General features: G+C 67.6%; 9 protein-coding genes. 7 read left to right on the top strand and 2 right to left on the bottom strand.

Translation table 11 applies throughout. From position 1 onward, the window contains the following. Positions 1-20: 20 nt before the first annotated feature. From FOB72_RS28910 to malQ, 6 genes are all read left to right on the top strand, one after another. Entirely contained in the window at positions 21-1,037 is a 1,017-nt protein-coding gene (locus tag FOB72_RS28910) for a sigma-54 interaction domain-containing protein (protein ID WP_150376626.1), read from the top strand. A gap of 233 nt (positions 1,038-1,270) precedes the next feature. Further along, positions 1,271-4,597, top strand: a complete 3,327-nt coding sequence (locus tag FOB72_RS28905; protein WP_150376624.1) for an alpha-1,4-glucan--maltose-1-phosphate maltosyltransferase — start codon at positions 1,271-1,273, stop codon at positions 4,595-4,597. Next, positions 4,594-7,992, top strand: coding sequence for a maltose alpha-D-glucosyltransferase (gene treS / locus FOB72_RS28900; RefSeq protein WP_150376622.1), 3,399 nt, complete (start codon positions 4,594-4,596; stop codon positions 7,990-7,992). The genes FOB72_RS28905 and treS overlap by 4 nt, the downstream gene beginning before the upstream one ends. 10 nt (positions 7,993-8,002) lie before the next feature. Then, positions 8,003-10,246 (top strand): 1,4-alpha-glucan branching protein GlgB, encoded by a 2,244-nt coding sequence (gene glgB / locus FOB72_RS28895; protein ID WP_223851818.1) that lies wholly within the window; start codon positions 8,003-8,005, stop codon positions 10,244-10,246. A gap of 87 nt (positions 10,247-10,333) precedes the next feature. After that, positions 10,334-12,481, top strand: coding sequence for a glycogen debranching protein GlgX (gene glgX / locus FOB72_RS28890; protein ID WP_150376618.1), 2,148 nt, complete (start codon positions 10,334-10,336; stop codon positions 12,479-12,481). A gap of 2 nt (positions 12,482-12,483) precedes the next feature. Next, entirely contained in the window at positions 12,484-14,655 is a 2,172-nt protein-coding gene (gene malQ / locus FOB72_RS28885; protein ID WP_150376616.1) for a 4-alpha-glucanotransferase, read from the top strand. 37 nt (positions 14,656-14,692) lie between these two features. Here malQ and FOB72_RS28880 read toward each other — a convergent pair whose 3' ends face one another. Both FOB72_RS28880 and FOB72_RS32325 read right to left on the bottom strand, forming a co-directional pair. Further along, a complete protein-coding gene (locus FOB72_RS28880; RefSeq protein ID WP_150376614.1) occupies positions 14,693-16,642 on the bottom strand; it encodes an ATP-binding protein in 1,950 nt (649 codons plus the stop codon). A gap of 163 nt (positions 16,643-16,805) precedes the next feature. After that, on the bottom strand, positions 16,806-16,943 hold the full coding sequence (locus tag FOB72_RS32325) for a hypothetical protein (protein ID WP_191002297.1): 138 nt from the start codon (positions 16,941-16,943) through the stop codon (positions 16,806-16,808). A gap of 193 nt (positions 16,944-17,136) precedes the next feature. On the opposite strand from FOB72_RS32325, the gene FOB72_RS28875 reads away from it, so the two are divergent. Next, a complete protein-coding gene (locus tag FOB72_RS28875) occupies positions 17,137-19,716 on the top strand; it encodes a glycogen/starch/alpha-glucan phosphorylase (RefSeq protein WP_223851625.1) in 2,580 nt (859 codons plus the stop codon). The last annotated feature ends 72 nt before the right edge of the window (positions 19,717-19,788 follow it).

Raw genomic sequence — 19,788 nt, 5'->3', positions numbered from 1 at the left:
TCCCGGCCCAGGCGACACCCGTGTCCACTACCGTCACCAGCCCTCCGAGCCGCACTGCCCCGCCGCCCCGCGCGCCGGCTCGCCGTGCCGTGCCCGGCCAGGTCTCTCTGCTATGGGAATCCACATCTCCCGCGATGCAGCGGCTGCTGAACCAGCTCGATCGCGTGGCTGCCACCGATGTCACGATGCTTGCCGTGGGCGAATCCGGCGCAGGCAAGGAAGTCGTGGCGCGCGCGGTGCATGAACGCAGCAATCGCCGCCAGGGACCGTTTATCGCGGTCAACTGCGGCGCAATCGCTCCCACCCTCATCGAGTCCGAACTGTTTGGCCATGAAAAGGGCGGATTCACGGGTGCGCTCGAACAGAAAGCCGGCTACTTCGAGCAGGCCCAGTCCGGAACGCTGTTTCTCGATGAAGTGACTGAAATGCCACTTGAGATGCAGATCAAGCTGCTGCGCGTACTGGAAAGCCGGACGTTCCAGCGCGTGGGCGGCGATACGCTGCTCGTCAGCGACGTTCGCATTCTGGCCGCGACCAACCGCGACCCGATGGACGCCGTACGCAGTGGCCATCTGCGGGAGGACCTGCTGTACCGGCTTGCCGTGTTTCCGCTGCAGATTCCGCCGTTGCGCGAGCGCACGGAGGACATTGTCCCGCTCGCGCGGCATTTCCTCGCCGAGTTCAACGCGATGGAGCAGACCGACAAGACGTTTTCCCCCGGCACGCTCGAGCGCCTTGTGCGGTACGACTGGCCCGGCAACGTGCGCGAACTCAAGAACGCGGTCTATCGCGCGTATATCCTCGCCGACAAGCTCGTGGAGATCGGCAACCCGAATCTCGCCAACCAGCCGCCCCGCCCGACCACGGTCGATGGTGTGGTCAGCGTGCGCGTGGGCACCACGCTCGCCGACACGCAGCGCGAGATCATCCTCGCCACGCTGTCCCGTTACGACGGCGACAAGCGCCAGGCCGCGCGCGCGCTCGGCATCAGCCTGAAGACGCTCTACAACCGTCTGGACGTGTATCGCGCCAGCTGAGTCGGGCGCCCTGCCGCGCCCGAGTGCTGCAACGCGCAAAGACGCGCCTGCCGCATGTAGGAATTACATGGGACGGCGCGCACCAAGGGTTGCAGCGCGCGCGTCACTCGCTCCAACGCCTTGCCTCACAAGGCTTTTCGGTTTTTTCCCGCAACGCTGACGTTCTGGCACAGCCTTCGCATGCCTCGCCAGATCCAATTCCCGGCCCAAGGCTTGCTGCCAAGGAACGTCACGTGCGAATTTGCCAACTTACTCCGTCCGACTCACGACCCATCGACGATGCCGCACTGACGCGTGCCGCATCGCTCGGATTCGACCATGTGCTGCTAGCCGGATGGTCGGTGCCGCACAACCGGCCCGAATCGCTGTCCGCCGTTGCGGCCTCGTGCCGCCGGCACGGCCTCGGCGTGCTGCTCGATCTCTCGCTCGACCGCTTTCCCCAGGATGCCGCCGCGCATCACGACGGCTGGCTCGATCATGCGCGCCCCGGTGGCGGCCCCGATGCCACCGACCACCATCTGCCCGGCGTACGCCTGCGCTGGCACGATCCCGCCGTGGCGGCCGCTGCCGTGCAATGGTGGGCCACACAGGTCCGCGATGCGCTCGAGAGCGGCGTGGCCGGGTTCTGCTGCCGTGCGCCGACGCGCGTGCCCGGGCTCCACTGGGCCGAGCTCATCGACGAGGTTCGCCGTGGCGGCACGGCACAGGGGACACAGGGACCACAGGGACCACACGGACTCTTTCTCGCCTGGACGCCCGGCACCACGCCCCAGCAGCTCGACGACCTCGCGCAGGCACCGTTCGACGGCGCGTTCTGTTCGCTGCCGTGGTGGGACTATCGCAGCGCGTGGCTGACCGAGGAAATCGCGCGCCTGCATCGGTTCGGACGCGTGCTGGCCGCGCCGTCGCTCACGCCGAATGGCCTCGACGTGCTCGCGGCGCGCCGCGCGCTGTGGACGGCGGCGGCCATCGGCGACGGTCTGCTGGTACCGGCCGGGTTCGAGACCGGCGGTGGCGGACTCATTGCCGAACTGGAAGCCCACGACACACCGTTCGATCTGTCGCACGAGGTCATGGAAGTCAATGCGTGGATCGGCGCGCAGCGCGGGGGCCCGGCCGTGGCCGTACGCCAGCTCAGCGGGCCCGACGCGCCGCTGACCGTGCTGGCCCGCCTGCCCCGGCACCTCGCGAATGGCCACGCACCCGATGCCGCGGAGGCGGAACCGCCGGCGCTGACGGTCGTGCTCAACCCGTGCACCGATGATCCGGCGTCGTTCGGCGCCGACCGCATCCTGCAAGGCCTGCCGCAGCCGGCGGCCACGCTGCTGCCCAGCGAAGGCGGCCCCGGCAGCGCGCTCGCGCGGCAGGACACGCTGGACCCCTGCGGCATCATTACGCTGGCGCCCGCCGATATTCGTATCTATCGCGCCATTCCCGCACCGGTTGCCGCGCGCGCGCCGGCCGAGCCGGCACGCAAGCGTGGAGCCAAAGCCAAGGCCAACGGCACGGCCAAGCCGGCGCTTGCCACCGCCGATGCCATGGCCGCGCCGCGCGTCGCCATCGAGAACCTGACGCCATCGTGCGATGCCGGCCGCTTTGCGGTGCGCCGCGTCGTCGGCGAATGCGTCGAGGTCAGCGCCGATATCTGGATGGATGGGCACGACAAGCTCGCCGCCGCGGTCGTCTGGCGCGCACCGGGTGAATCGACGTGGCAGTCGTCGCCCATGGTGCCGATCGTCAACGATCGCTGGCGCGGCAGTTTCCCGATGGTGGCGATGGGCCGCCACGAATATACGGTCGAAGCCTGGAAGGACAGCTTCGGCAGCTGGCTCGACGAAGTCGGCAAGAAGCGCAAGGCCGGCGTCGATATCACGCTCGAGATCGAGGAAGGCGCGCGCCTCGTGCTGGCCACGCTGGCCGGACCGGAGTCGGCGCAGATCGAGGGTGCCGGTGCGATCGTGGCCGATCTGGGCGCGGCAAGCGGCGACGATGCGCTGCGGCTGGAGATCCTGCTCTCGCCGCTCACCGACGCCGCGATGCGCGCCTCGATGGCGCATCCGTCGGGGCGTCCGTTCCTGAGCCGTTTCCCGACGACGATGCCCGTCGAAGCCGATCGGCTCGCGGCGCGCTTTGCCAGCTGGTACGAACTGTTCCCGCGGTCGGAAAGCGGAGATACCGAGCGCCACGGCACCTTTGCCGACGTCATCCGCCGGCTGCCCGATATCCGCGCCATGGGCTTCGACGTGCTGTACTTCCCGCCGATCCATCCGATCGGCATTCAGCACCGCAAGGGCAAGAACAACAGCCTCAAGGCCGAACCCGGCGATGTGGGCAGCCCGTATGCCATCGGCGCGGCCGAGGGCGGCCATGACGCGATCCACCCGGAACTCGGCACGCTCGAGGACTTCCAGCGTCTGCGCCGCGCGGCCGCCGACCTCGGCATCGAACTCGCGCTGGACTTCGCCATCCAATGCTCGCTCGACCATCCGTGGCTGCGCGAGCATCCCGAGTGGTTCCAGCATCGGCCCGACGGCTCGCTGCGCTATGCCGAGAACCCGCCGAAGAAGTACGAGGACATCGTCAACGTCGACTTCTATGCGACGCCCGGCGGCGACAAGCTGTGGGAAGCGTTGCGCGACGTGGTGATGTTCTGGGCCGAACAGGGCGTGCGCATCTTCCGCGTCGATAATCCGCACACCAAGCCGCTGCCGTTCTGGGAATGGATGATCGCGGACGTGCGCGCGCGCTACCCGGATACGCTGTTCCTCGCGGAAGCGTTCACGCGCCCGAAGATGATGGCGCGACTGGCCAAGCTCGGTTTTGCGCAGTCCTATACCTACTTCACGTGGCGCAATACGAAGGCCGAGCTCATCGAATACATGACCGAGCTCACGCGCGGCCCGATGCGCGAGTTCTACCGTCCGCACTTCTTCGTCAACACGCCCGATATCAACCCGTACTTCCTGCATGAAGGCGGACGGCCGGCCTTTCTGATCCGCGCGGCACTGGCCGCGCTGCTGTCGGGGCTCTGGGGCATGTACAACGGCTTCGAGGTCTGCGAGAGCGCGCCGCTCGTCGTCAACGGCGTGACCAAGGAGGAGTACCTCGACTCCGAGAAATACGAACTGCGCACGCGCAACTGGCGGCAGCCCGGCAACATCGTTGCCGAGATCTCGCGCCTCAACCAGATCCGCGCCAACCACCCCGCGCTGCAGAACCATCTGGGTCTGCGCTTCTATCACGCCAGCGACGACGCGGTGCTGTACTTCGCGCGCTTCGTGCCGAGCGGTGCGGAGCAGACGGGCGCATTCGGCGACGACGTTCTGCTCGGGGCCATCAGCCTCGACCCGCGCGCGCCGCGCGAAGCCGATATCGAACTGCCGCTGTGGGAGTGGGGTCTGCCCGACGACGCGTCGCTGCTCGTGGAAGACCAGATGTTCGGCCACCGGTTCACGTGGCAGGGCAAGCATCAGCATATTCGCCTGAATCCGCACGAGTTGCCGTTCTCGCTCTGGCACGTCAGGCCACAACCGACAACAACATCCGGAGACACGGCATGAAGCGTCTAACCGATCGCGCCAACGCCGCCCTGCTCAACGCCGACCCGCTCTGGTACAAGGATGCGGTCATCTATCAACTGCATATCAAGTCGTTCTATGACGCCAACGGTGACGGCGTCGGCGACTTCGCGGGACTGCACGCCAAGCTCGACTACCTCGTCAACCTCGGTGTCGATACGGTCTGGCTGCTGCCGTTCTATCCGTCCCCGCGCCGCGACGACGGCTACGACATCGCGGACTACCGCGGTGTGCATCCCGACTACGGTACGCTGGCCGAAGCGAAGCGATTCGTCACGGCGGCCCACGCGCGCGGCCTGCGCGTGATCACGGAACTCGTGATCAACCACACGTCGGACCAGCATCCGTGGTTCCAGCGCGCGCGCAAGGCCAAGCCCGGTTCGGCGGCGCGCAACTACTACGTGTGGTCGGACAACGACCAGGCCTACGCCGGCACGCGCATCATCTTCTGCGACACCGAGAAGTCCAACTGGAGCTGGGACGCCGAGGCCGGCGCGTATTTCTGGCACCGGTTCTATTCGCACCAGCCCGATCTCAACTTCGACAACCCGCAGGTCATCAACGAAGTCCTGTCGGTCATGCGTTACTGGCTCGATATCGGCGTCGACGGGCTGCGGCTCGATGCCGTGCCATACCTCGTGGAGCGCGAGGGCACGAGCAACGAGAACCTCGCCGAGACGCACGCGGTCATCAAGCAGATCCGCCGCCATCTGGACGAGCACTACACGGGCCGCCTGCTGCTCGCCGAAGCCAATATGTGGCCCGAGGATGCGCAGCAGTACTTCGGCGGCATGAGCGGCGGCGCCACCGCCGATACCACGGGCGCCGCGAGCCCGGACGGCATCGCCGGCGACGAATGCCATATGGCGTTCCACTTCCCGCTGATGCCGCGCATGTACATGGCCATCGCGCGCGAGGATCGTTTCCCGATCACGGACATCATGCGGCAGACGCCGGAGGTGCCGCCGAACTGCCAGTGGGCAATCTTCCTCCGCAACCATGACGAGCTCACGCTCGAGATGGTGACCAGCAGCGAGCGCGACTACCTGTGGGAGGTCTATGCCTCCGACCGCCGCGCGCGCATCAACCTCGGCATTCGCCGCCGGCTGGCGCCGCTGATGGAACGCGACCGCCGACGCATCGAGCTGATGAACAGCCTGCTGTTCTCGATGCCGGGCACGCCCGTCATCTACTACGGCGACGAGATCGGCATGGGCGACAACATCCACCTCGGGGACCGCGACGGCGTGCGCACGCCGATGCAATGGTCGCCGGACCGCAATGGCGGCTTCTCGCACGCGGACCCGGAACGGCTCGTGCTGCCGCCGTTGCAAGGACCGTTGTATGGGTACGAAGCCGTCAATGTGGAAGCGCAGAACCGCGATCCGCATTCGCTGCTCAACTGGATGCGCCGCATGCTCGCGCTGCGCCGCCAGCATCGCGCATTCGGCCGCGGCACGCTGCGCTTCCTGTTCCCCGGCAATCGCAAGATCCTCGCCTACCTGCGCGAGTACAACGGCGAGCACATCCTGTGCGTGGCGAACCTGTCGCGCGCGCCACAGGCCGTGGAGCTCGACCTCTCCGCGTTCGCGGGCCGCGTGCCCGTGGAGATGCTCGGCGCCACGCCGTTCCCGGCCATCGGTCAGCTCACGTACCTGCTCACGCTGCCGCCCTATGGATTCTATTGGTTTGTGCTCAGCGAAGACGCGCAACCGCCTTCCTGGCATGTTGACGCGCCAGAACAGATGACCGACCAGATTACGCTTGTCGTGCAGAACGTGGCTGGCCGCTCGGAGTTGACCGAGTCGGCGCGCCGCGCGCTCACCACCGAAGTCCTGCCGCATTACCTCGCGCGCCGTCGCTGGTTCGCGTCCAAGGGGGACAAGATCGAACGGGTGAACGTGGCTTACGCCTGGCCCTTCGCCAAGTCCGCCTCGGGCGAGGAAGTGTTTCATTGCGAAGTGGAGGTGGTGCTGTCGAACCGCTCCGAGTGCTACCAGTTGCCCGTGGCGCTGCTCTGGGACCGCGAAAGCCAGGACGGGGTCTCGCAGCTCGCCTATGGGTTGTCCATGGCCCGCGTGCGCCGCGGCGCGCGAGTGGGCATGGCCACGGACGGCTTCGTGATCGAGCCGTTCGCGCGGCAGGTGGTCACCGCGTTGCGCGAAGGCACTCAGGCAGAGACCTCGCATGGCGTCATTCGATTCCTCGCGGAGCCGGGGCTGGCCGATGTGCCGCTCGAGCAGGAGCCGGTGCAATGGATGTCCGCGGAGCAAACGAACAGCTCGCTGGCCTATGGCAACTACGGGGTGCTGAAGATGGTCCGCCGTATCGCGGGCGGTATCCATCCGGAAGCCGAAATGACGCGTTACCTCACGAGCCACGGCTATACCCACTCGGCACCGTTGCTCGGCGAGGTGGTGCGCACCAACGCGGCGGGCACGCCGCACACGCTGATGCTGCTGCAGGGGTACATCCTCAACCAGGGGGATGGCTGGGACTGGACCCTCGACTACCTCGGCCGGTCTATCGACGATGCCTTGCCCGCCGACCGCGGCGAAGACGATTTCGACGAAGCACTGAAGGGCTACGCGGCCATGATCGGCACACTGGGCCGGCGCGTCGCGGAACTGCACGCGGTGCTCGCCCAGCCGACAGACGAGGCGCCGTTCGCGCCCGAGGTGGCCGGCGAGGCGCAGGCGGAAGAGTGGGCACGCGAGGCCATGGCATCGATCGACGAGGCCGTGTCGCTGCTGGAAGCGCGGCGCGGCGAGGCACGCGGCAGCTTCGCCGAAGACATCGACACGTTGATGAACGCCCGCGACGCGCTGCCGCGACTGGTCCAGCAGCTTGCCGCGGCCGCGCCCGGTACGCTGCAGACGCGCATTCACGGCGACTTCCATCTGGGCCAGGTGCTGATCGCGCAGAACGACACCTATATCGTCGACTTCGAAGGCTCGCCGCGCCATTCGCTCGACGTGCGCCGGCGCAAGACCTCACCGTTGCGCGATGCGGCCGGCCTGCTGCGCTCGATCGACTACGCGGCCGCGACGGTCGGCACCGATCGCCGCGAACGCACCCACGTCACGCTGCCGCCGGCCCTGGCCGAGCGGCGCGCGGCGCTGCTCGAACGCTTCCGCGAAGCGGCGACCGGCGCCTTTCTCAATTGCTACCAGCAGACGATGCGCCAGGCGTCGCGCCCGTGGGCGGAACCCGCGCAGCTGCAACCGCTGCTCGACCTCTTCCTGCTCGAACGCGCGGCGTATGAGGTCGGCTACGAAGCCGCCAACCGGGTCGCCTGGATCGACCTGCCGGCCAGCGGGCTGGCCCGCCTCGTGCGCAAACTGCTGGGAACCGGAGCCGCCGATGGCCAGTCATGACACCGCAGAAATGGACCTGCAGCCCGATACGCCCACCCTGCCCGATCCCGTCATCGAGGCGCTGCTCGCCGGCCGTCTGGCCGACCCGTTCGGCGTGCTCGGCCCGCATCGCGACGACCACGGCGTGGTCGTGCGCGCCTTGTTGCCCGGTGCCGAGGGCGCCTGGCTCACCGACGCCGACGGCAAGCCTGTCGCGGAGATGAAGCGCCTCCATGGCGGCGGCGTCTTTGCGGGCCGGCTACCCAACTGGGGCAAGGGCGAGCCCGTTTCCCGCGACTACCGGTTGCGCATCCGCTGGCCCGACGGCAGCGAGCAGGTCACGGCCGACCCCTATGCGTTCGGCCTGCTGCTGGGCGAGCTGGACCTGCATCTGATCAACGAGGGCCGGCATCTCGAGCTCGGGAGTTGTCTGGGCGCGCAGTGCATGACCATCGATGGCGAGGTCGGCGTGCGGTTCGCCGTATGGGCCCCCAATGCGCAGCGCGTATCCGTGATTGCGGATTTCAACGGCTGGAACGCGTCCCGCCATCCGATGCGCGTGCGCCACGGCTCCGGGGTATGGGAACTGTTCCTCCCGTCCGCGCTCGGCGCGGGCCCGGGCGCCCGCTACAAGTTCGACCTGATCGGTGCCGATGGCACCGCGCTGCCGGACAAGGCGGACCCGCTGGCGCTGGCCACCGAGGCGCCGCCCGCCACCGCATCGGTGGTCGCCTGCGCGGGCCAGAGCGCGCCGCCGTTCGGCTGGAACGACGGCGAGTGGATGCGGCAGCGCGCCTCCGCGAATCCCTATACCGCGCCGATGTCCGTGTACGAGCTGCACGCGATGTCGTGGCAGCGTGCCGCGAACGATCCGGAACGCGGATGGGAGATTCTCGCGGACAGGCTGGTGCCGTATATCCGCGACCTCGGCTTTACGCATATCGAACTGCTGCCCGTGACCGAGCATCCGTTCGGCGGATCGTGGGGCTATCAGCCGCTGTCGCTGTTCGCGCCGACGGCGCGCCTCGGGCGCCCCGAGCAGTTCGCGGCGTTCGTCGATCGCTGCCATCAGGCCGGCATCGGCGTGATTCTCGACTGGGTGCCCGCGCATTTTCCGACCGATCCGCACGGCCTCGCGCGCTTCGACGGTACCGCGCTGTACGAGCACGAGGATCCACGCGAAGGTTTCCATCAGGACTGGAACACGCTGATCTACAACCTCGGCCGGAACGAGGTGCGCGGCTTTCTGCTCGCCGGCGCGCTGCACTGGCTCGAACGTTTCCATATCGATGCGCTGCGCGTCGATGCGGTCGCGTCGATGCTGTATCGCGACTACAGCCGCGAGGCGGGCCAATGGATTCCGAACCGCTATGGCGGCCGCGAGAACCTCGAGGCCGTGGCCTTCCTGCGCGATCTCAACACCGTCGTGCACGAACGTTGCCCCGGCGCGCTGACCATCGCCGAGGAATCCACCGCATGGCCCGGCGTGACCGCCAGCGTGGAATCCGGCGGGCTCGGCTTCGACTTCAAGTGGAACATGGGCTGGATGCACGACACGCTGCGCTATATGGCGCACGCGCCGATCCATCGTCCGTGGCACCACTCGGACATGACGTTCGGCATGGTCTACGCGTGGTCGGAAGCATTCGTGCTGCCGCTGTCGCACGACGAGGTGGTACATGGCAAGGGCTCGATGATCGGCCGCATGCCCGGCGACGACTGGCAGCGGCTGGCGAACCTGCGCGCGTACTACGCCTTCATGTGGACGCATCCGGGCAAGAAGCTGCTGTTCATGGGTGGGGAGTTCGCGCAGTGGCGCGAATGGAATCACGACGACGAACTCGACTGGTCGCTGCTCGACCAGCCTCAGCACCGCGGCGTGCACTCGCTCGTGCGCGACCTGAACCGGCTCTATCGGGAACTGCCCGCGCTGCATGCGATGGACCACCACCCGGAGGGCTTCCAGTGGGTGGTCGGCGACGATCACCAGAACAGCGTGTTCGCCTATCTGCGCAGTGCCGGCAAGGGCAGCCGCGACGTCGTGCTGGTCGTGGTGAACATGACCCCGGTGCCGCGGCCCGGCTACCGTCTCGGCGTGCCGTTCGCGGGTGCATGGGACGAATGCCTGAACAGCGATGCCGGTGTCTATGGCGGCAGCAATATCGGCAATGGCGGGCGCGTGGAGGCCGGGGACACGGCGTCGCACGGCCAGCCCGCGTCGGTCGAACTGACGCTGCCGCCGCTGGCGACGCTGGTATTGCGATTCGCGGGGTAAGTCTATTGAGACTGCTGCACGAGGTGAGCCCCCGGTCCAAGAACAATCATTACAACCGTAACGACATCTCAGGAAGGAGCTGACTTCATGGCGAGCGCACCCATCGACCGCCTGCTGCCCGGCAAGCCCTATCCGCTCGGCGCGCACTGGGACGGGCTAGGCGTCAACTTCGCGGTGTTCTCCGCCAATGCGAGCCGCATCGACCTGTGCCTGTTCTCGGCCAATGGCCGCCGCGAGATGCAACGGCTGCAGTTGCCGGAGTGCACCGACGAGGTCTGGCACGGATACCTGCCCCACGCTCCGCTCGGCACCGTGTACGGCCTTCGCGCGTTCGGGCCTTACGAGCCCGCGCGCGGCCACCGTTTCAATCCGCACAAGCTGCTGCTCGATCCCTATGCGCGCCAGCTCTCGGGTCCCGTGCGCTGGTCCGACGCCTTGTTCGGCTACCGGCTCAACAGCCCGCGCGCGGACCTCACGCCCGACCGCCGCGACAGCGCGCCGATGATGGCCAAGGGCGTGGTCGTCGACGAAAGCTTCCACTGGGGCGACGACCGCCCACCCGCCGTGCCCTGGCCGCAGACGACGATCTACGAGGCCCACGTGCGCGGCGTTTCCATGCAGCGCGAGGACCTGCTGCCGCATGTCCGCGGCACGTTCGAGGCGCTGGCCGATCCGCGCTTCGTCGATCATCTGCATGCGCTCGGCGTGACGTCCATCGAACTGCTGCCCGTGCATGCATTCCTGCAGGACCGCTTCCTGATCGAGCGCGGCCTGCGCAACTACTGGGGCTACAACTCGCTCGCGTTCTTCGCGCCCGAGCCGCAGTTCCTGTCCGCGAACCAGCTGCACGAGGTCAAGGTCGCCATCCGGCGGCTCCATGCGGCCGGTATCGAGGTCATTCTCGACGTGGTCTACAACCACACGTGCGAAGGCAACGAACTCGGGCCGACGGTATCGTGGCGCGGCCTCGACAATGCCAGCTACTACCGGCTGATGCCGGGCGACGAACGCCATTACATCAACGACACCGGTTGCGGCAATACGCTCAACATGTCGCATCCGCGCGTACTCCAGATGGTGATGGACTCGCTGCGCTATTGGGTGCAGTGCTATCGCGTGGATGGCTTCCGCTTCGATCTCGGCACCACGCTGGGCCGCGAGGCGCAGGGGTTCGATCCGGGCTCGGGCTTCTTCGACGCGCTACTGCAGGATCCCGTCCTGTCGCGCGTGAAGCTCATCTCCGAGCCATGGGATCTGGGCCCCGGCGGCTACCAGGTCGGCAATCACCCGCCGGGCTTCGCCGAATGGAACGACAAGTTCCGCGACAACGTGCGGCGCTACTGGCGCGGCGATGCGGGCCAGCGCGGTGAGCTCGCGGCGCGGCTGACAGGCTCCGCGGACCTGTTCGACCGCCGCCACCGCAAGCCATGGGCGAGCGTCAACTTCATCACCGCGCACGACGGCTTCACGCTCGCGGACCTCGTGAGCTACAGCCACAAGCACAACGAGGCGAACCGCGAGGACAACCGCGACGGCAACGACGACAACGCGAGCGCGAACTGGAGTCCCGATGGCAGCGTCGAGGGACCGACCGACGATCCCGCCATCCGCGAGACGCGCGCCCGCGTCGCGCGCGCGTTGATGACCACGCTGCTGCTGTCGCAGGGCACGCCGATGATCACCGCCGGCGACGAATGGGGCCGCAGCCAGGGAGGGAACAACAATGCCTACTGCCAGGACAGCCCCCTCTCCTGGCTCGACTGGAACGCCGCGGCCGATCCGGCGAACGCGCCGATGCTCACATGCGTGAAACGTCTGCTCGCGCTGCGCCGGCAATTGCCCGTGCTCACGGAAAACCGCTTTGTGCACGGCCGCACGCGCCCCGCGCCCGGCCTCGCCGATATCGCGTGGTTCGACCCCGATGGCAACGAACTGAGCCCCGAGCAGTGGGCCAACCCCGAGGAACGCACGCTGGCGCTGCGCCGCGCCGCGCACGACCATGCCCAGCAGGACGTCGTGCAGGTGATCCTCCTCTGCCTGAACGCGGGCTGCGAGGACGCCGTGTTCCGTCCGCCCGCGCCCGGCACGCAGTGGCGCGTGCTGTTCGACAGCACCGCGCCCGGCGACGAGGAAACCCCTGTCCGCTATGGCGACGACGGACGCGCGATGCAGCTTGTGCCCGCACACGGGGCGGTACTTCTCGCGGCAGACGTATCGAAGGAAGAGAACGGCTGAACATGACGACACATCACACCGATCCGCTCGCGGCGCTGGCCACGCAGGCAGGCCTGCAAACCCAATGGGACGACGCGTGGGGCCAGCCGCAGACGCTGTCGCCCGCGGCAATCCGCACCGTGCTGACGGCCATGGGCCTGCCGTGCGAGACCGATGACCAGTGCGAAGCCTCGCGCGCGCGGCTCGAGGCCGAAGACGCCGCGCATGGCTTGCCGCCCCTGATCACCGCCGACATCGATCGCCCCGTGCATGTGCCCTGGCGCGAGGCGATCGCGCAGCGGCCGTATCGCATCGAGATGGAAGACGGCAGCGTCGTGGAAGACGTGGCGCGGCGCGTGGAATGGACTTCCGCCGCGGACACCGGTTTGGGCAGAAGCGGCAGCGTCCTCGCGCTGGCGCCCATCGCCACGGCCGGCTATCACCGCCTGGTACTCGGCGACCTGCACACCACCATCGCCGTCGCCCCGCCGCGCTGCTACGGCGTGGAGGATGCCCTGAACGAGCATGGCGGCGGAAAGCCCGACGCTCATCCATGGGGACTGGCTGTGCAGCTTTATTCGCTGCGGCGGGGTGCCCCGACCGGCCTCGGCGACCTGACCGCGCTGGCCGATGCCTGCGAAGCCGCGGCCAAGGCGAGCGCGCAGGCGGTCGCGATCAATCCGCTGCATGCGGGCTTTGCCGCGCTGCCGTCACGCTATAGCCCCTATTCGCCGTCGAGCCGGCTGTTCTTCAATCCGCTCTATGTGGACCCCGCCGCGGTATTCGGCGCGGAGGCGGTCGCGACGGCGATCGACGCCCTGTCGCTGGCCGAGGCGTTCCGCGCGGCAGAGGCGCGCGACGAAATCGACTGGCTCGCGCTGTCTCCCGCGCGCTATGCCGTGCTGCGATGGTTATGGGAACGTCAGGCGCAGCTTCTGCCGGCGGACGTGCTGCAACGCTTTTCGGCGTTTCGCGCGCTGGGTGGCAGCGCCCTGCACGCGCACGCCTGCTTCGAGGCGATGCAGCAGCATCGCCTGCAGCGCGATGGCGAGGCGGGTGCCGACTGGCGCAACTGGCCCGCCGAATGGCGGGACCCTCACGACGACGCCGTGGCCGCCTTTGCGCGCGATCATGCCGACGACGTGGCCTTCCACACCTTCCTGCAGTGGCTGGCCGCGGACGGCCTCGCCGCCGCGCAGCGTCGCGCGCGCGCTGCCGGCATGGCCATCGGCGTGATCGCGGACCTCGCCGTGGGCACCGATCCCGGTGGCAGCCACGCGTGGACGCGGCAGGCCGAGATCCTCAACGGCTTTCATGCGGGCGCGCCGCCCGACGTGTACAACCCGCTCGGGCAGGACTGGGGCGTCGCGGTGTTCTCGCCGCGCGGGCTGCGCCAGCACGGCTACGCGGCGTTCATCGAGATGCTGCGCGCGAATCTCGCGCATGCGGGTGGCCTGCGCATCGATCATGTGCTGGGCCTCGCGCGCATGTGGCTGGTGCCCGAGGGCGCTTCCGCGCGCGAAGGCGCCTATCTGACCTATCCGCTGGACGATCTGCTGCGGCTCGTGGCGCTGGAATCGTGGCGGCATCGCGCGATCGTCATCGGCGAGAACCTCGGTACCGTGCCCGCATCGCTCAATGCCGCCCTCGCGGCGCGCGGCGTGCTCGGCATCGACGTGCTGTGGTTCGAGCGGGATGCCGAGCCACCGGCGGGGACGACCGCCCGCTTCGTGCCCGCAGCGGAATGGCCGGTGCAGGCGGTGGCCACGACGACCACGCACGATCTGCCGAGCATCGCGGGCTGGTGGGCCGGCCGCGATATCGCCTGGCGCGCGAGCCTCGGGCAGCTGGGCCCCGGCGAAACCGAGGCCAGCGCGATGGCCGTGCGCGCGGCCGATCGGGCGGCGTTATGGCATGCGCTCGTCGAGGGCGGGATGATCGACGGCGCAGCGCGCGACCTTCCGCCACAGGAGCCGCCGATCGAGGCCATCCTCGCGTGGCTGGGACGCACGCGCACGCCGCTGCGGCTCGTGCCGATCGAGGACCTGACCGGTGCGGTCGAGCAGCCCAATCTCCCGGGCACGATCAGCGGCCATCCGAACTGGCAGCGGCGGATCGATGTGGATGTCCGGGCGCTGTTCGCACGCAGCGACGTTGCCGCGCGCGTGCGCGCGCTGCGGAGCGGGGATGCGTGAACGCAGGGAATGCCGACAATGCGGGCAATGCGGGGCGCTAGCCCCGCAGCGCGCCGTTCAGCGACTCCACGGTGACCGGCTTGACCAGATGCTCGGCGAAGCCCGCATCGAGTGCGCGGCGCCGGTCGTCCGCGGTACCGCGGCCCGTCAGCGCGAACACGCTCGCCCGCAGCCCGTGGGCCTGCATGGCGGCAAGCACCTCGTAGCCGTTCATCTCGGGCATCTCGAGGTCCAGCAGCACCACGTCGGGCATGAAGTCGCGCACCACCTCGAGCGCCTGCGCGCCGCCGTAAGCGGCGCGGGCCTCGTGGCCGAGCACCGCGAGGAGTTCCACCATGCTGTCCGCCGAGTCCGCGTTGTCGTCGACGATCAGCACGCGGCGCGAGACGCTTGCTTCGGGCACCGCGCGTACCACCGCTTCGCCGTCCATTTCCACCTCCGGGAGGATCACGGTGAACGTACTGCCCCGGCCCTCGCCGGGACTGCTGGCCTGAATCGCACCACCATGCGCTTCCACCACGGCGCGCGCCAGCGCAAGGCCGATGCCGAGACCGCTGCGTTGTCCCGCCGCATCGCCCTCCTGCGTGAACAGGTTGAAGATGCGATCGAGCGCTTCGGGTGCGATGCCTTCGCCCGTGTCGGCCACGGTGGTGATGACGCTTCCGCCCTCGGCGACGACATCGACCGAGATGGCGCCGCCGCGCGCGGTGTATTTGGTCGCGTTGCTGAGCAGGTTCGACAGGACCTGTCCCAGCCGGCCCGCATCGGCATTGACGAACAGCGGATCGGTGGGCAACGTCACCGAGATGCGCTGTCCGGCTGCCTCGATGACCGGGCGAATCGCCTCGATGCTCGTGCCGACGATCTCGTTGTACATGGTCGGGGCAAGCTGCACCTTGAGTTTGCCCGTGGTCACGCGCCCGACATCCATCAGGTCCGTGACGAGCCGCGTCAGCAGATGGACCTGCCGGCCGATGATATCCGCGCAATGGCGAATACGGCCGTCCGCCGGCGAGGTCAGGCGGATGACGTCCACCGCATTGCGGATAGGCGCGAGCGGATTGCGCAGTTCATGCGCGAGAATGGCCAGGAAAGCCTGCACGCGACGGCCCGCGCCCTCCAACTCCCGCAACCGCGCGGCATCGGTCATGTCGTGGGCGGTCCAGAGAATGCCCGTGGGACAAGCTGCCGCGTCGCGCGACAGCACCTGGCCGATGGCACAGCGCACGAGCGAACCATCCTTGCGCTGCAGCCGGTCTTCGCCGCTCCACGCGCCCTGCGCGCGCACCGCCTCGAGTGCCGCGAGGTCGTTGCCGGCCGCGATGTCCTGCCGCGAGTACAGCAGGGAGATGGGCTGGCCGATCGCCTCGCTCGCGCTATACCCCGTCAGCGCGGTCGCGCCATCGTTCCATTCCAGAATCGTGCCATCGAGGCTCAGTTCACAGACCGCACGATCGTGCAGCGCGTTGGCCAGTTGCGCGCGCCGGGCCTCGGCCTGCTCCGCGCGCTCCTCGGCCGCATGGCGCACGGTCACGTCGTGACATGCCACGGCCATGCCGTCGGCGTGGACCACCAGACCGAGGTGCGCATAGAAGACGCTGCCGTCGCGTCGCGCACACCAGCCGCGCCATTCGCCACGGCCCTCGTCGCGTGCCGAGTCGAGCCACCGGTCGCAGCCTGCCGAAACGGTGTCGTCGTGCGTATCGGCGCCGTGCCTGCTGCCCCCCGACAGCAGGCACGACACATGCCGTCCCACCACCTCGTCCTCCGCATAGCGGAACGTGCGCCAGGCCGCGTGGGTCCATTGACGGATATGCCCGTCGGGGGCCAGATCGAATACGGCAACATCCTGCAGGGCGTCGAGCCATGCGGGATGCGATGCCGATACGTTCGATACATCCGATATGCCGCGCGACACGCCGCTCACGCGCGTGCCCGCGGATTCCTCCCGCGCCGGCTGAAAGACCGACGGCTGCCGCTGCCACATAGGTTGTCCTTCTCTTATCGCGAGAGCGCTGCTTTTCTTGGAAGCCAGGGGACGCGCGTGAATACCGACACGTCCATTCATCATAGACGGTCGGCAATGACCGCATTATTTACGCAAGCCGGTAACCCGAAACTGCTCGCGCGGGCAAAAACTACAACGCCACTCACGTGGAAGGCGGCACAGGATGCTTGTCCGGGAGGTCGCGCGCGGGCTTGTCGCCGCGCTCCTTGCCGTGGTCCGGACACTGGTCGGGCCGATGGTCCGGGCGTCGGGCAGGTTCGTGCGGAATATGGGTGGCCATGGCTTGTCTCCGGGGCGTGGGCTGGATGCTACGTCATAACGACGTGCCTGACGCACGGGCGATGCAGGTTTCGTACCTATCGCGCGTTTCATACGGATTGCACCGAATGCCGCGCCCGCTTGACGCGCCGCGGCGCTTTTTTTCTAGCATGGAGGCTGAGGTCTCTCCCGTCCCTCCCCAAGGAGCTCCTACGATGAATGAACCCACACGGCTGCGGGGCGCGCCCGCGGCAAACACGGATCAGGGCGACGACACGCGCACCGCGATGTCGGGCGCGACGATCCGCCGGGCATTTCTCGACCACGTCTTCTACACGCAGGGCAAACTGCCCGGCCATGCCAGCGGCAACGATCTCTATCAGGCACTCGCCCATACGGTGCGAGACCGCCTCGTGCAGCGCTGGATCAGTACCGCCGAGACCTATCAGAGCCAGCCGTCCCGCACGGTGGCCTATCTGTCCGCGGAATTCCTCATGGGGCCGCACCTCGGCAACAACCTCGTGAATCTCGGGATCTTCGACGACGTACGCGCGGCCATGGCCTCGCTGGACCTCGATCTCGACGAAATCCTCGCGCAGGAAGTGGAACCCGGCCTCGGCAACGGCGGCCTGGGCCGGCTGGCGGCGTGCTTCATGGACTCGCTCGCGTCGCTCGAGATTCCCGCGCTCGGCTACGGCATCCGCTACGAGTACGGCATCTTCCACCAGAACATCATCGACGGCATGCAGGTGGAGAGTACCGACACCTGGCTGCGCAACGGCAACCCATGGGAGATCCAGCGCTCGGAATGGGCGGTACAGGTGCGCCTGGGCGGCCATACCGAACATTACACCGACGATCGGGGCCATTACCGCGTGCGCTGGGTGCCGGTCAAGACCGTGCACGGCGTGCCGTTCGATTCGCCGATCCTGGGATATCGCGTCAACACCGTCAATACACTGCGGCTATGGCGTGCGGAAGCGACCGAAGCGTTCGACTTCCACACGTTCAACCGTGGCGACTACCTGGGCGCGGTCAACAAGAAGGTGACGTCGGAGAACCTGACCAAGGTGCTCTACCCCAACGACGAGACCCTGCAGGGCAAGGAGCTGCGGCTGGAGCAGCAATATTTCTTCGTCGCGTGCTCGCTGCAGGACATGATGCGACTGCTGGCGACCCAGGGCATGCCGGTCACGCGGTTCCACGAGAAGTTCGCCGTACAGCTCAACGACACCCATCCGGCCATCGGTATTGCGGAGCTGATGCGGCTGCTCGTCGATGACCACGACGTGCCATGGCAGGAGGCGTGGCATATCACACGGCACGCCTTTGCCTACACCAACCATACGTTGCTGCCCGAGGCGCTCGAACAATGGCCGCTCGAACTGTTCGGCCGCATCCTGCCGCGCCACCTCGAAATCATCTACGAGCTCAACGCGCGCTTCCTCGACGACGTGCGCATCCGATTCTATGGCGACGAGACCCGGCTCACCCGGCTATCTCTCATCAACGAACAGGGCGGCCGCCATGTGCGCATGGCCAATCTGGCCTGCCTGGGCAGCCATGCGATCAATGGCGTCGCGGCATTGCACTCGCAACTCATGCGCGAGGACGTGCTCAAGGACGTCTACGAGATGTGGCCCGACAAGTTCACGAACGTGACCAACGGCGTCACGCCGCGCCGGTGGATTGCGCTGTCCAACCCGCGCATGACGCAGTTGGTCACCGAGGCCATCGGCGACGGCTGGATCCGCGACCTCGGCGAGATCCGCGCACTCGAGCCCTACGCCGACGACGCGGCGTTCCGCGAGCGCTGGTACGACGTGCGGCGCGAGAACAAGCGCGACCTCGCGCGCCTCGTGCGCGACGCCACCGGCGTGGTCATCGACCCCGAGTCGATGTTCGACGTCATGGTCAAGCGCATCCACGAATACAAGCGCCAGCATCTGGCGGTGCTCCATATCATCGCGCTTTATCACCGCATCAAGTCGGATCCGCATGCGGAGATCACGCCGCGCACGTTCCTGTTCGGCGGCAAGGCCGCGCCCGGTTACCACTATGCCAAGCTCATGATCCGCTTCGTCACGTCGGTTGCCGACGTGGTGAACAACGATCCGCAGGTGCGTGACCGGCTCAAGGTGGTGTTCCTGCCCAACTTCAACGTGACCTATGGCCAGCGCATCTATCCCGCCGCGGACCTGTCGGAGCAGATCTCGCTCGCGGGCAAGGAGGCCTCGGGCACCGGCAATATGAAATTCGCAATGAACGGCGCCATCACGATCGGCACCATGGACGGCGCCAATATCGAGCTGCGCGACGCGATCGGCCCCGATTTCTTTTTTCCGTTCGGGCTCAATGCGGCCGAGGTCTACGCGCTCAAGGCCGCGGGATACCGGCCGGCCACGTTCTACGAGAGCGACCCCGAACTGCGCGCGGTCATCGACCTGATTCAGCACGGTTTCTTCTCGAAAGGGGATGCCGCGGTGTTCCGTCCGCTCTTCGAAGGCCTGCTCCAGCATGACCCATACATGCTGCTCGCGGACTTCGCGTCGTACGTGCATTGCCAGCAGAACGTCTCCAACGCCTATGGCGACCGCGCGCGCTGGCAGCGCATGTCGATCCTGTCGAGCGCACGCTCCGGGCATTTTTCGTCCGATCGTGCGATTCGCGAGTATGCCGACCGCATCTGGCGCGTGGAGCCGGTCCCGGTCTGCCTGCTGCACCGTTCGAGCGGACAGGTTCAGGGCGCGCGACAGGCGGGCGAACCCGGCTTCAGCGAGCGCTGCGCACCGTGAACGGGGCAGCGCGGTAGTTTCTACAACGACCGAGGAAGCTTGTACATCCACCTATGACAATGCGCCGGCGTG

Source organism: Cupriavidus pauculus (assembly GCF_008693385.1).
In the GTDB taxonomy this organism is placed as follows: Bacteria; Pseudomonadota; Gammaproteobacteria; order Burkholderiales; family Burkholderiaceae; genus Cupriavidus; species Cupriavidus pauculus_D.
Note: the sequence above shows the minus strand (reverse complement) of the source record. Positions and strands in the feature narration are given on the sequence as shown.

Excerpts from the sequence above, each read along its gene's own strand:
- treS (WP_150376622.1), top strand. The coding sequence starts at position 4,594 with ATGAAGCGTCTAACCGATCGCGCCAACGCCGCCCTGCTCAACGCCGAC.
- glgB (WP_223851818.1), top strand. The coding sequence starts at position 8,003 with ATGGACCTGCAGCCCGATACGCCCACCCTGCCCGATCCCGTCATCGAG.
- glgX (WP_150376618.1), top strand. The coding sequence starts at position 10,334 with ATGGCGAGCGCACCCATCGACCGCCTGCTGCCCGGCAAGCCCTATCCG.
- malQ (WP_150376616.1), top strand. The coding sequence starts at position 12,484 with ATGACGACACATCACACCGATCCGCTCGCGGCGCTGGCCACGCAGGCA.
- FOB72_RS28880 (WP_150376614.1), bottom strand. The coding sequence starts at position 16,642 with ATGTGGCAGCGGCAGCCGTCGGTCTTTCAGCCGGCGCGGGAGGAATCC.
- FOB72_RS32325 (WP_191002297.1), bottom strand. The coding sequence starts at position 16,943 with ATGGCCACCCATATTCCGCACGAACCTGCCCGACGCCCGGACCATCGG.
- FOB72_RS28875 (WP_223851625.1), top strand. The coding sequence starts at position 17,137 with ATGAATGAACCCACACGGCTGCGGGGCGCGCCCGCGGCAAACACGGAT.